Here is a 14,119-nt window from a genome sequence, read left to right as displayed (position 1 = left end):
ATAGCGGTTTCAATTGCCGCTATTCCAAAGGAGTGTGAGGGTGAGTCGTTGTTTTTTGATTGTCAAAATTTCAAGGTGATGAAGGAGGAAAAAATGGTTTCAAAACGCAGACGTAAGGTTTCTTTTTTTCTGTATTTACTATTGGTTTTTATTTTAGTCATTCCAGGAATACCAGCTTTTTCTGCAGAGGTACAGCCTATTAAACTTCCAATTGTGGGAGTAACAGCAAGCGGAAATGATGGGAATTTTCCTGAAAATACATTAGATGATGATTTAGGTACACGCTGGTCTTCCCAGGGGAGGGAAGAATGGATTTTATTTGATTTAGGATCTGTTAAAGAGGTCGGATACTTAGGTCTGGCTTTTTATAATGGCGATAAAAGACAATCCTTTTTTGATGTTCAGGTTTCCGTAGATGGAACAGAGTGGAAAACGGTATTGCAGGATGGAGTAAGTAAAGAGGGAGAACTTGGTCTCGCAGCTTATGACGTGGACGACTCTTCTGCCCGTTATGTTAAAATCCTTTGTAAAGGAAATTCGGTCAATCTTTGGAATAGTATTACGGTAGCGCATATCTACAGCCCGACGGAAGATGGACAGTTGATTCTCAATGAACTCGTCCCTCCTAAACCAGAAGAACGAGAAGATGTTACCTATACGAAGCCAGGCTTAATCAATCCGGATGGGACAAAACATGCTATCCATGAGCCAAATAAAGTAACTGGAAAAACACTAAATGTCCTAACTTACGGTGCTGACCCGGCGGATAATCAGAAGGATGATCTTCCAGCCATTTTATCAGCCATTGAGGCAGCCAGCCCTGGTGATGAAGTGTATCTTCCGAATGGTACGTATAATTTAAATAGCCACTTACCAAGTGATGGGGCTTCACATATTGCCCTGAAGTCAGGAGTAAACCTACGGGGAGAAAGTAAGAATAATGTTTTCCTGGTTTCTAATTTTGATGCAGACGTATTGAGCGGAAAAGTGATGCGCTCCTACGGAATGAATAATATCGTGGTCTCCAATCTGACAATTACTTCTACTTTCGATGGTAAATATTCAACGGATTCTAGTAAGAATAATCCTGACCTAGGAGGTCCGACTTTTGGAATATATATTACAGATGGAGTGAACAATGTCCCGTCTTATAATATTCTAGTCGATCATGTAATAATCGAAAAATACCAAAGAATGGGCGTCCGGATTGAAAACAGTCATGACGTAGTAGTCCAGCATGCCCTCTTCCAAAATGCAACAGATGTCGGCGGTGGTGGTGCTGGTTATGGCGTGAGTATTCAAGGTGTTCCGAAAACAGACCGAACCGGATATAAAAATGATACCCGTTACAATGTCGTACGAAACAGTGCCTTTCAAGGGCCGTACATCCGTCATGGTGTACTCATTCAATACTATGCACACAATAATGTAGTTTACAATAATACCTTTGAGAATACTATTTTAGATTCAATTGATTTACATGGTGAAGATGAGTTTTTGAATGAAATCTATAAAAATACCATAACAGGAGTTCTAACCGGAGCCGGTATAGGAGTCGGGAACACAGGAGGTACAGCTCCCACTAATCACGATGCTTCGGGAGCTTACAACTATATACATGACAACAAAATCTCCAATTCACGTGAAGGAATAAAAGTGCATATGGGTTCACCGAATACCATCATAGAGAAAAATATGATTACCCATACAACAGAGCCTGCTAATGCAAAAGGAATCTACATCCAAAATGCTCCGGGAACGATTATTCGAGATAATATGATTTCAAATAATACAGCTCCTGGTTTTACAGGAATTCAATTATCACATGATAACGGCGATACGAAGGCAGGTAAAATAGGAGCCGGAGATCCGAAAAATATTACTATTACAGGTAACCATATTAAGGGTAATACGAATGGCATCAGAATTGAAGCCGGCAGTGAGATCATCATGCATGACAATAAGGTTGAAAAGAACACCGAAAATGATTTTTACATTAATTTGGAATCTACCCCGGAAGAAGAAAGTCCAGGAGTGCAAGAGGAACTGGCTCCGGTTGCGGATGCACTGGTAGATATTGAAAGACCGGCGTCTAATTATGGGCTGGAAAATCCAGCATTAACAGCTGGAGGAACTGCAGACAAGAATTTTTACAAATACTTTAACATTAAAAATAATCAGGATAAAACGAAGGGCAGGATCGCTTATTTCCAGTTTGAATTAGCTAATATTGACCAGGTCAAAGAAGCAATATTTGCGTTGTCCGGAAAAATTGGCAGTAACACCACGAGTGTTGAACTGGATGTTTTCGGTTTAACGAATGATAACTGGTCGGAAGATACGATCACTTGGGAGAATTCACCAAATCACGCACAGGAATCCGTATTGGTTACAGGTGTTGGAGATTCTGCAACATATTTGGGATCGATTACAGTGGATTCAGCAGAACCGGAAAAAATAAATGTAGATGTAACCGATTTTGTTAGGTCACAACCGGATGGAAAAATGACCCTGATGATTGTCGATACAAAAGGGCAAAACGGTAACATCAATATTTACTCGAAAGAAGAAGCAAACCAGGATAACAGACCATCCCTCCATATAAAAAAATAGAATAAGAGAATCAAGTGAATCTAAGAGGCTGGATCAATAGGAACTACATAGTGTCCTATTGAATCAGCCTTTGTTATATTTCAAGATAACTGCTAATAGCCTAAAAAAAAGCCAATAAGGTCTAAAATTAGTCCGAAGTACTGTTACATGGCAATTGATAAGATAGGTGTATATCAAATAGATATTTGTTTTTTATCATAATGAGGGGGTAATGATATGAGTTTCGATCTTAGCGGAAAAGTAGCACTAGTAACAGGAGCAAGTGGCGGAATTGGCCAGGCGATTGCGATTGATTTAGCGGCAGTTGGGGCAAAGGTAGCCGTGAATTATTTAAGTAATCAAGAAGGTGCAGAAGAGACCGTCCGAATCATCAAAGAGCAGGGCGGAGAAGCAATCAAGTTTCAAGCCGATGTTACGGACCCTGCTCAGATTGAAGCACTTGCAGCCGAAGTGCAGGAAAAGCTAGGAACAGTTGATATTCTAGTAAATAATGCAGGTCATTTGGTAGAGAGAAGAAAAATTGAAGATATGACAATGGATTTATGGCAGAAGATCATCGATGTGAATATCACATCAGCTGCTTTTATGAGCAAAGCGGTCATTCCCGGCATGAAAGAAAAGGGAAGCGGTACCATCATCAACCTAAGCTCCGTCGCGGCTCATGATGGAGGAGGACCTGGTGCAGTACCATATGCAACGACTAAAGGAGCGATCATTACTTTCACAAAAGGTCTGGCAAAGGAACTGGCCCCGTCTGGAATACGTGTTAATGCGCTTTCACCCGGTTTTGTGGATCAAACGAAATTCCATGCTACATTCAATACGGAAGAAGGTCGAAAGGCAACAGTTGCAAAAATTCCATTGGGCAGAGGTGGCGTTCCAAAAGACATCAGTGGTGCGGTCCTATATCTTACATCTCCATATGCTTCCTTTATCACAGGAGAAACGATTGAAATCAATGGCGGCATGTTCATGAAATAATCGGAACAAATTCCTAAAATAGAGTAGGAGGAATATAGATGCAATCAATCTATCAACCGGAAAGCGGAATTTTAGATGTAAAATATTCTCCAGACGAACAAACGGTCCTAATTGAGAACCCGCCTAGGTTTACATGGATGCCAGTTCAATTAGAAAATGATCGATATAGTATGCAAATTTCACAAAATATAGAGTTTACACCAGAGCAGACGGAAACGATTCAAAACATCTCGTATAATTTTTATACACCAAACACCCCGCTGGAACCAGGAACATACTATTGGCGATATTCCTTATTAGGATCCACAGACTGGAGTGAAATAAGGAAATTTATTGTACCTGAAAATCTTCCAAATACGGCTCTTCCAACTAGAGAGGAGCGGTACAAAGAGGTGAATCTTGCACACCCTCGGTTGTGGTTATCGCCTGACCAGGTAGAGCAATTTAAAGTAAAAATCAAAGAAAATCCACAGCACTGCAATTGGAGTACCTTTTACGAGAAGTCTGTTACTCCATGGCTGGAACGAGAATTAATGCCTGAACCAAGCCCATATCCAGAAAATAAGCGGGTGATCAAACTGTGGAGACAAATGTACATGGATTGCCAGGAAACACTTTATGCCATTCGTCATTTAAGTGTGGCGGGAGTTATGCTCGAAGATGAAAAGATCCTGAAGCGGGCAAAAGAATGGCTGATACATGTGGCCAATTGGGACACAGAGGGAACAACTTCAAGAGATTACAATGATGAATGTGCCTTCCGGATTGTGGCTGCACTTGCCTGGGGTTATGATTGGCTATTCCATCAATTATCTTCGGAAGAAAAAGGCCTTGTTCGTCACAGTTTACGAAGAAGAACAGAACAGGTTGCCTATCATGTTATGAAACGTTCCAAGATTCATCAGGTTCCATATGACAGTCATGCTGTACGTTCACTGTCTTCTGTTCTGATTCCATGTTCCATCGCCTTACTAGAAGATGCTCCGGAGGCACAGGAATGGCTCGATTACACGCTTGAATATTACGCTTGCCTTTACACACCATGGGGAGGTAAAGACGGCGGCTGGGCTGAAGGTGGAATGTATTGGACAACTGGGATGGCGTACTTGATAGATGCGTTAAATCTGGTGAAAAATTATCTGAATCTAGATTTCTATAAGCGCCCGTTTTTCCGAAGTACAGGTGACTTCCCTTTATATTGTTATAGTCAGGATACACGCCGAGCAAGCTTTGGGGATCAATCCAACCTTGGCGAACGCCCTGGATTGAAGACAGCTTATAATATCCGCCAGTTTGCAGGAGTCACCGGTAATGGCTGGTATCAATGGTATTATGAGCAGGTAAAAGCATGGGATACAGAAGCCGATCAAAAGTTTTTCAACTATGGCTGGTGGGATTTCCCGTTCGATGAGATGCTTTATCTTCATGATTTTCCCGAAGTAGAGGCCATTCCTCCTGCCGATGCCGAGCCAGTCAAGTGGTTTAAGGATATCGGATGGGTGGCTTTTCACGATAAGATGGACCAACCCGAGGAACATATTATGTTGTTAACAAAGAGTAGTCCTTACGGGTCATTAAGTCACAGTCATGGTGATCAGAATAGTTTTCTCCTTCATGCTTTTGGAGAACCGCTGGTAGTCAGGTCTGGCCATTATGTAGGCTTTAATAGTACCATGCATAAAAAGTGGAGAAGGCAGACCATCTCACACAATTCCCTCTTAATCGATGGTGTCGGACAATATGCAGATGGAAATAAAATCCTCAATAAGCAAGCAAATGGTTCTGTACTTGAAGTGGTATCAAATGATGAATACAGTTATGTACGAGAGGATGCTACAAACGCTTATAATCATACAGTCCCTTATTTAAAAAAGTTCTTGAGAGAAATATACTTTGTCAATCAATCGTACTTTGTCATTGTCGACTCCGTTGATTTGACCCAGCCAGGAAGTGTAAATTGGCTTCTCCATTCCTTACATCAAATGGAGATCAATGACCAAGTGTTTAAGATTGAAGGAGAAAAAGCAGATCTCGAAGGAAGATTTATTTACAGTTCTTCTGGAGATTTGTGTTTGGACCAGAATAATGAGTACAAGGATGTCGATCCTTCAGAAGTGGAAGGATTACCTAGAGAATGGCATCTTCAGGCCACAACGAAAAAAGCAAAAGGCCATCGCATTGTGACACTGTTAACGCCTAACCGTAAAGGAGAAAAGAAATACGTTTCGTATTTTATGGATGATCAGGACCATGGCGTACACCTATACTTAACGGAGAATGGGAAAACATTCCGTGTAGAAGTAGCAAAAGCTTATTAAGATTGGGAGGTACACAGATGAGTAATCACATTACATGGGAAGCAGCAGAACCAGGTGTCAAAAGGAGGATTTTCCCTCCAGGAAATTCAATTATGATGATGGAGGTTCATTTTGAAGAAGGGGCAGAAGGCTATGAACATAGCCATCCTCACGAGCAGCTTACCTACTGCTTAAGAGGAAAATTTGAATTTACCATCGAGGGCGAAGTCACCATTATCGGGCCGGGGGATACGATCTTTATTCCGGGTGGGGCAAAGCATGGGGCTAGGGCAATAGAAGCCGGTGCCATTATAGACACGTTCACCCCTTTAAGAAATGATCTGCTAAAGCGATAAATAAAAAAAGGGTGAGAAGTCTAGCATGATTTCTTACCCTTTTAAATTTTGATTTTAAGGAAATCACATTCATGAAATCAAGGAACTATTTCAAATACAGTACCTTGGTTAAAATCCGTTACCTTCATAGAGCCATAAACCCCTAAATAAAGTCTGGTTTGATCCAGATTCGCACCCAAACTCACATAATATGCTAATTGAGACCCAAAATCATAATGGGTATTCATCACATGATAATCATTTGGTTTACCATCTTGTCTTATACGTGTATAAGCTAAAGCCCCTCTAACCTGAGGTTGAGATCCTTTCCGGGCAAGGTCGGTAAACACAACGGCTCCCGTTAAAGCGGGTATTCCATTCCCGAGATAGGGTTGAACTCCTGTAAGTGCAGTTCCTCCGAACTTATCGGGCCGGGAATCTCGATGATAATAACTAGTTAAAGGCTGCAGACGCCTCACTGAAGTTTTTATCGCTTCATCGTAATAAACAATATTTTTCGCATCCAAATTTGGATTTGCTGAACAACCCTTGATCATCGAAGTAGGAAAAGCACCTTCCCATCCCCGCCATCCAAAGTTAATAAAACCATCAAGGTCAGGGACAGAATTCATCAAGGAAGCTTGAATAAGCTGGGGTACCGGAATTGATTTATACTGAACGAATGAAAAAATCGACTCTTCCAAATCCTGTCCGACATTTCCCACATATTTAATATACTGATGATAAAACCTTTGGAATGATATGCCCGGTATATTTCGAACCCCTTTTGCCATTACCGAAAACGTTTCCTGAATTGGTGCAGGAAGTTCATTAAAACGAGTGACTACAGGCGGATTATCGATAAATGTATTTTTACTTACATCAATTTCAATAATTTTACCTGCAATTTCCATATCATCCTGACTTAAATTAAATGGATCATAGCCTGAACCACCATCACCGGTTGTTAAAATAAGTTTTCCTGTTTCAGGGGAGAAGTTCAAGCTATTGACACCATTATGATTCATAAATGGTCTTCTTACGTTAAGTAATGTCCGGCGTTTTTGGGGCTGCCCATTGGATTGTAAAATCCATTCTTCCACTGTATCGATATGATCAAACTGAGTTTCTCTATTTATCCACTTTAGGTTTAAAGTTCTGGGATCACAGGGGTCAGGAGTAAAAGGTTTAGGCAGAGCACCTGGACCTTGTGTTCCAGCTGCTGAGTAATGAAGGTAAAACAGACCGTTATAATAAAATTCGGGATGAAACGCTAGTCCCAACAATCCCCGTTCATCATATCCACCCGAAGAACCTAGTGTTAGGATTCGTTGCCGAATATCTAAAAAAGTCCGTGTTACTCCGTTTCCTATGTAAAAGATTTCTCCTACCTGAGTGGCAATAAATAATCTTTCGATGGAGTCACCAGGAAGTATTGCGGTCTTCAAAACCGTGGGTAAATTAATCTTACTCACAATGGGCCTTAAACCAACCTTAACGTTTCTCACCTAACTTTTCACCCCATCTAATTGCTTTTTCCTATAAGAATATGATTAGAAAGGGTCTATTAGTACCTGAGAGAAAGGAGTTTATCTGAAGAAGTCCCAGGTGTAGTTAGTCATAGCGAACTTGATCCTCTCCTTCAATGATTAACTCAAGTTCAGTATAAAAATTGAGTTGAAGCTCTTCAGGGATACATTCCATTATTTCTCTAATTTCATCAAGATTTTCTGCTTCTTCGATACTAGCTGGCGGTTGTTCTAATTCCTCATACCAAATCTTTAGTTCCTTTATAAACTCATAAAAATGCCTCTCAAACCGTTCAGCATATTCTTCACTTTCATCTTCAGAGGCTGTCTTCATCATTTCCCAATCTTCAAGGGTAGTTTCTAATTTTTCTTTAACTCGATTCATCATCCAATCACTCCTTGGTTTTGAGTATACGGAAGTAAATTCTATATGACAAAGCATATACTCATGATTGGGTAGTACTTTTTTATTAATACAGAACTTATGTTCGTGTATAATAGAAGAGTAAATCTAACAATTAGAGGTGCATGATGCGGTTCAGTCTTGAAGTTTTTTTAGATATAGAAGGAAGTAAAACATTAAATAGAGGGCAATTTACCGCAAAAAGTGCGAATGACATTCCCGAAGTAGCGTATCAGTTCATTAAAAAAATTATTAGAGATGTAGGGTATAGAACAACCATCATTGAAAAAGTAATGGTAAATGGGGAGGATGATATGACCGAACAAATTAAGGAAATGGATAACAAGCATTAAAGTTAATAATGCCAAAAAGGGGTGAAATTTTAATGATTTTCACTCCTTTTTGGTATCAACTTTTAATTCCTATGAACAAATTCGTTAGTGTAATTTTTTTGTCATTAAGTAATGGGGGATACCATCCTCCATAAACTCATTGGATGAAGTTTGATAGCCCAATTTTTTATAAAAACCCTCCGCCTGTGTTTGACCATGTAACTTAACCTGAGTTGAACCATTTTCCTCAGCAATTTGCTCTAATGTTGTAATGATGACCTTTCCAAGACCATATTTACGATAAGGCTTTAAGATACAGATTCTTTCTAATTTTCCGTAGCCCTCAACCCATCGTACGCGACCGGTGCCTACGGCTTCATCGTTATAATAGACTAATATATGTTCACATTTTCCTTTCAGTTGATCAAACTCGTCAAATTCATCTGCTAAAGGAACTCCTTGTTCCTCTACAAAGACTTGCTTTCTGATTTCAAAAGCTGCTTGTAAATCTTTTTCACTAGTGATTCTTGCTGCCTTCATCTTTACATCCCTTTCCCTATTTAGACATTTGATATCTTCTAAATTTATAGGTGTAAGGTTAGAAAATCAAGGTTTTTTATCTATTGAACCAACATCAAGATAACTAGTACGAATATTTGTGGACATTATAAAATATTTATTTATTAAACCATAGTTTGGGTGGAATTGAAGTATCCCTGTAGAGCTTCTAGAAGGGAGCAAATTCTTTGAATCGAAATCGAAATAGAAATGTCCAGTTAACGATTTTAATCCTTATTTGCATACTGGTTGTCTTGATTATTAATCTACTTCTCAATATTAGAATTTATTTCGTGTTAAGTACCAGTGTGGGTCCTATACTCTTAATCGGGCTGATCATTTTCTTGATCGTTTTACTATATTTCCAAGGGTAAAAACGAATAAAGGTTGATTTTTTAAAAAATTGTATATTGTGTAAATACAAATCAAATGGTAAAATATAGCTCCACTGTGAATGAAGGCATCTACAAAAGTATTGTAGATGTTTCTTTTTGTTTGGAAATTCTTAACTTGAGGGGTGAGAGAATGAGCACAAAAAAACAAATTTCAGTACGTGAACATAAGGATTATCAAACCGAAATTGAGCGTTTAGAATTTACAAAAGAATACATAAAAAATGTTTTGGAAATGTCGAAGGGGAATAAAGAACAGTTTGTAGAGAACCTGAAGGAAGCCTTCGCAGATCTGGATACCTCCGATAGTAGTTTAAGCTATATGACACTACTTACGAATGCGCAATATTTAGAATTAGCGGAAAGTGAATTGGAAAGGTTAGCAAGCGTCATCGGCAAACCATACTTTTCGAGAATTAATTTTACAAACACAGGTGATACCAACGAAGAAATTTTATATATTGGGAAAGCTTCACTGTTTGACCGTGTCAATCAGATTCCGATCATTGTCGATTGGCGGTCTCCGATTGCAAGTGTTTACTATGATGGCCGGCTTGGGGACGTTACCTATGATGCCTATGGGGAAACGCAAAGTGGTTATTTATCGTTAAAGAGACAATATGAAATAGAAGAAGGTTATTTAAAAGATATTCGAGATATCGATTTAACCACACATGATGAATTATTACAGAAGTCCTTATCTGGAAAAGCGGACAATCGCTTAACTGAAATTGTTGCAACCATCCAGAATGAGCAAAATGAAGTGATTCGTGCCTCACTTAAGCACCCCATTATAGTGCAAGGAGCTGCTGGAAGTGGAAAAACAACCATTGCTCTCCATAGAATTTCCTACTTTCTCTACTCTTCTGGATATCGATTTCCTCCAGGAAAATTAATGATACTAGCACCAAACCGGTTATTTATTGATTATATATCCGCTGTTTTGCCTGATTTGGGGGTAAATAAGATTAAACAAACCACCTATGTTGAATTTATGCGATTGGCTTTAGGCAAGAAAATAAAATTACTCTCTCCCAATTCAAAATTAATGGCCCTATTAAAAGGTGAAGAAAAAACGAAATGGATTCATTGGGTTTCCAGTTACAAAGGATCTCTGGAGTTTAAGGAGTTAATCGATTGCTTTATAAAAGAAATAGAAGAAAATTTAGCACCTTCACAGGATTTTATCATAGAAAAATCGCTTTTAATGAAGGGGAAAAAAATCAATAGATTATTTTTAAAAGAGTTTCACTACTTACCGATTTATAAGAGGTTGGATAAAATAAAAAATTTACTAGTCAATGATTTACGGATAAAAAAATCAGTTATTCTTAACAAAATTAATGTTAAATATGATGAAGCTTTAGAAAAAGCTCTTTATAATACGAGGATGGATCCAGATAAAAGAAGGGAAAAAGTAGTCTTTATCATGGATACAAAAGAAAAGAGAATTCAAACGGTGGAGCAAGAGTCGAAGGTGGCGGTCAAAAGTTATCTGGAACCTTTTGTAAAAAAAGATATTTTTACACTATATAAGGATCTTATGACTTCGCCTGAGCTTTTACACAAATATTCACCAACTCTTTCTGAGATAGAATGTAAGAAGTTAAGTCGATACGGGCAAAAGGTTTTTGAAAAGAAAGCGCTGGAACTAGAGGATTTAGCTCCTTTATTTTATATGAAGGCGAAACTAGAAGGGATCGACGAACGCTATAAAATGAAAAGTATTTTCATTGATGAAGCACAGGATTATAGCTATTTTCAATTTGCAGCACTAAAAGAAGGATTTGAAACCGACTTGTTTACGATTGTGGGAGACTTGGCACAAGGAATTCATTCCTATCGCGGGTTAAATAGTTGGGAACCATTAGTAAAAGAAGTCTTCCCAAATGCGAATTATCATGCCCTGCAAAAGAGCTATCGGACCACTGTTGAGATTATGGAGTTGGCCAATGATATTCTTGCGATTATGGGGAAGGACTTGCCGATCGTACAACCTGTCATCCGGCATGGCGACAAACCACGCTTTACGAAAATTGACCCTGACAATTTACAGCAGGTACGAGAAATACTTGAAACCGATATTCGTTTACTGAAAAAGGAGGAACTTAACTCAATTGCGATAATTGGAAGAACCGACTCTGACTGTGAACGAATCCATAAACTGCTAGAAAATAGCAATCTCCCGATCCAATTATTAGAAGAAAAAGAAGACATGAAAAAAGGCAGCGTCGTCATCCTGCCATCCTATCTATCAAAAGGACTAGAATTCGATGCAGTCCTGATTGTCACAATAGAAGAAAAATACAGTGAAGAAGAAATCGATATCAAATTGTTATATGTGGCCATGACCAGGCCGATGCATAGATTATACTTATATGGGAGATCACAATCTGATTTGCTATTAGATAAAGCTTCGGGTCTCCATTTTGAAATGTAGAAGAGATCTTTAAAGCAGGGGAACCAAAGAAGACTTTGGTTCCCTTTTAAGGGTACAAGGCTGGGTAGAGGGAATCAAAAGAAGTCCTTGATTCCCTTTAAAGGGTAAAAGGCTGGTTAGAGGGAATCAAAAGGAGTTTTTGATTCCCTTTAAAGGGTAAAAGGCTGGATAGAGGGAATCAAATGAACTTCCAGGCAACACCTAAATAATCAGGAAGGCTCCTGGAGTTTTTTGTGAGCTGAACTCTATAGTTATCTCCGATTTAACCCTGAACACTTTCAATTTGGTGAAGTCGCTCTACTATTCTCCGTTTCCGGTATAGCATTTTCCCTGCTTCGGCGACGTCGCTCATGGAAGAGCGATTAATTATGGCTCCAAAGATGATTCCTGCAATGGGGACCATTTGGAAGAGCTTTTTCCATCCAAAGGAATCCCGGTATGTGGTTACGACTTCACGCCATCCTTGTAACTGTGAAACGATTTGATTGCTCTGATTGCCTTGGTGGAAGGAAGCAAGATCTACTAAAATTGCCTTTTTCCCAACAATATCCGAGGAAGTAAACTGGAGGCATTTTACTATGAAAATTCTTTCTGATTTTTCTTTTGGGTCATATCCATAACATAGGGAAATCTCTTGTAATACTTTAAGAGATAGCCCTAATAGAACAGGTATATCCACCGCCAGGGTAAATAAACCCCCAATCCCCGTGGTTGCCCCTTGAATGGTTGCCATTTTTGTTCTTGAATTACCTATCTCGTTTGCAACCTCATCCATTCTGCTAATTGGAACATGTTTATGCAGGTCAAGACGAATACCATCGACTGTCCATAAGGCTCCTTCAGGTGCGAACTTTTTTAGAATGCTTTCCTCGTTTACTAAATATTGTCCGCCTGTCTGAATATAGCTTCCTAATTCATCAATCGCCAATCCAATTTTATCTTGAATGAACTTTGGCGTTAGCTTATCAAGAAGCATGAAGGGAAGACGGCCAATTTTTTCCCAAAACCATAAATCCTTTTGCTTCTTTTCCCAGTCTTCAATCTTTTTTAATTCAGAATGCAAATAATCTGCTGATTCAACGTTTTTCAAACCCGTCCACTCCATCTATGTTATTTAATCCTTTTATTATAAGTAATACGGACAAACGTCAAACAAGTTTCACTAAAAGAATAGATATGATACAGCTGTTTTTGGAACAGGCTATAGCTTTTATCCAAATCTATTGTGGAGCAGTTTACTAAAAGTTATAAAAAAAATATTTAAAAAATTCAGTTGGTTAGTTGACTGAATTAATCTTATATTCTATATTATATATATTATAGAATATAGAATATAGAATCCTTCCAAAAGGAGATAAAAAAGAAATGCTAAAGAAAAAAATGTATAATACAAAAACCGAAATGGTTTATGAAAAACTTAAGGTAGATATTGTGGCTGGTCTATTAAAACAAGGTGAAAAGATTGTGGCAAGAGAAGTTGCTGTGGAGCTTGGTGTAAGCGATATCCCGGTCCGTGAAGCTCTTAAGAAATTGGAATCAGAGGGGTTAGTTGAAAATATCCCCCATGTAGGATCTCGTGTAAGTCAAATTAATTTACAAAAGGCAGAAGAAATTTTTGCCATTCGATTGGAATTAGAATCATTTGCTGTACGTTTGGCTGCTGAAAATGCCAAGCCGGAAGAACTAAAGGAGCTGCAAAAATTAGTAGATGAGATGGAAGATATCCTTCAGGGAGAAAAGGAACTTGAGAGTGTTGAGATAAAAAATTTAAGTCTTTTAAACACGGAATTTCACAATATGCTATATCAATTATCGGGAAATGAGACGTTATGTGAAATGATTTATTCCTTAAAGGAAAGGTCTCAATATTCTCAATCTGTATTTATGTATCTTCCTGAACGGCAAAAACTTTCAAATAAAGAACATCAGTTGATTGTTGATGCTTTACGTATAGGTGATGCTATGAACGCAGAGAAAACTTTAAGAGAGCAGAAAGCGCATGCATTTGAAGGGTTTTTAAATAAAATAAGATTGGAATGTAAAGAGGACTAAACCAACTTTTTATTTTGATAATTGAGGGAGGTGATGCAATAAAGGTTTGTAGGAATGCGTAGTATTTTTCAGAATTCATTCCTAGTCATTCTACATAATTCTGAGTCTTTTTAGTCAGCAACAAGTAAGCGCTTTCTGGAATGTGAGTCTGAAATTGCGATTCATTTTGAAAAACGATAGAAAAGGA

The 14,119-nt window shown here is 38.5% G+C and carries 11 protein-coding genes; 7 read left to right on the top strand and 4 right to left on the bottom strand.

Going from position 1 to position 14,119, the window contains the following annotated elements; translation table 11 throughout:
• Nucleotides 1-93 precede the first annotated feature (93 nt).
• From V7108_RS06605 to V7108_RS06590, 4 genes are all read left to right on the top strand, one after another.
• Nucleotides 94-2,613, top strand: coding sequence for a DNRLRE domain-containing protein (locus tag V7108_RS06605; protein ID WP_335567644.1), 2,520 nt, complete (start codon nt 94-96; stop codon nt 2,611-2,613).
• 216 nt (nt 2,614-2,829) lie between these two features.
• The gene (locus V7108_RS06600) at nt 2,830-3,594 is read left to right on the top strand and encodes an SDR family NAD(P)-dependent oxidoreductase (protein WP_335567643.1); all 765 of its coding nucleotides are present in this window, start codon (nt 2,830-2,832) and stop codon (nt 3,592-3,594) included.
• 38 nt (nt 3,595-3,632) lie between these two features.
• A complete protein-coding gene (locus V7108_RS06595; protein ID WP_335567642.1) occupies nt 3,633-5,912 on the top strand; it encodes a DUF4962 domain-containing protein in 2,280 nt (759 codons plus the stop codon).
• 17 nt (nt 5,913-5,929) lie between these two features.
• Nucleotides 5,930-6,247, top strand: a complete 318-nt coding sequence (locus V7108_RS06590) for a cupin domain-containing protein (RefSeq protein WP_335567641.1) — start codon at nt 5,930-5,932, stop codon at nt 6,245-6,247.
• A gap of 77 nt (nt 6,248-6,324) precedes the next feature.
• On the opposite strand, the gene V7108_RS06585 is transcribed toward V7108_RS06590, so the two are convergent.
• Entirely contained in the window at nt 6,325-7,734 is a 1,410-nt protein-coding gene (locus tag V7108_RS06585; RefSeq protein ID WP_335567640.1) for a PQQ-dependent sugar dehydrogenase, read from the bottom strand.
• 106 nt (nt 7,735-7,840) lie between these two features.
• The gene (locus V7108_RS06580; protein ID WP_335567639.1) at nt 7,841-8,143 is read right to left on the bottom strand and encodes a hypothetical protein; all 303 of its coding nucleotides are present in this window, start codon (nt 8,141-8,143) and stop codon (nt 7,841-7,843) included.
• A gap of 143 nt (nt 8,144-8,286) precedes the next feature.
• Between V7108_RS06580 and V7108_RS06575 the strand changes: the two genes are divergently transcribed.
• Nucleotides 8,287-8,511, top strand: coding sequence for a hypothetical protein (locus V7108_RS06575; RefSeq protein WP_335567638.1), 225 nt, complete (start codon nt 8,287-8,289; stop codon nt 8,509-8,511).
• Nucleotides 8,512-8,595: 84 nt separating this feature from the next.
• On the opposite strand, the gene V7108_RS06570 is transcribed toward V7108_RS06575, so the two are convergent.
• A complete protein-coding gene (locus V7108_RS06570) occupies nt 8,596-9,030 on the bottom strand; it encodes a GNAT family N-acetyltransferase (protein ID WP_335567637.1) in 435 nt (144 codons plus the stop codon).
• A gap of 543 nt (nt 9,031-9,573) precedes the next feature.
• Between V7108_RS06570 and helD the strand changes: the two genes are divergently transcribed.
• The gene (gene helD, locus V7108_RS06565; protein ID WP_335567636.1) at nt 9,574-11,880 is read left to right on the top strand and encodes an RNA polymerase recycling motor HelD; all 2,307 of its coding nucleotides are present in this window, start codon (nt 9,574-9,576) and stop codon (nt 11,878-11,880) included.
• 262 nt (nt 11,881-12,142) lie between these two features.
• Here helD and V7108_RS06560 read toward each other — a convergent pair whose 3' ends face one another.
• Nucleotides 12,143-12,985: an EcsC family protein gene (locus V7108_RS06560; protein WP_335567635.1), complete on the bottom strand. Its 843-nt coding sequence runs from the start codon at nt 12,983-12,985 to the stop codon at nt 12,143-12,145.
• A 260-nt stretch (nt 12,986-13,245) separates the two neighbouring features.
• Between V7108_RS06560 and V7108_RS06555 the strand changes: the two genes are divergently transcribed.
• Entirely contained in the window at nt 13,246-13,932 is a 687-nt protein-coding gene (locus V7108_RS06555; RefSeq protein ID WP_335567634.1) for a GntR family transcriptional regulator, read from the top strand.
• Nucleotides 13,933-14,119: the final 187 nt, after the last annotated feature.

The organism is Neobacillus vireti (assembly GCF_036962345.1).
In the GTDB taxonomy this organism is placed as follows: domain Bacteria; phylum Bacillota; class Bacilli; order Bacillales; family Cytobacillaceae; genus Neobacillus; species Neobacillus vireti_A.
Note: the sequence above shows the minus strand (reverse complement) of the source record. Positions and strands in the feature narration are given on the sequence as shown.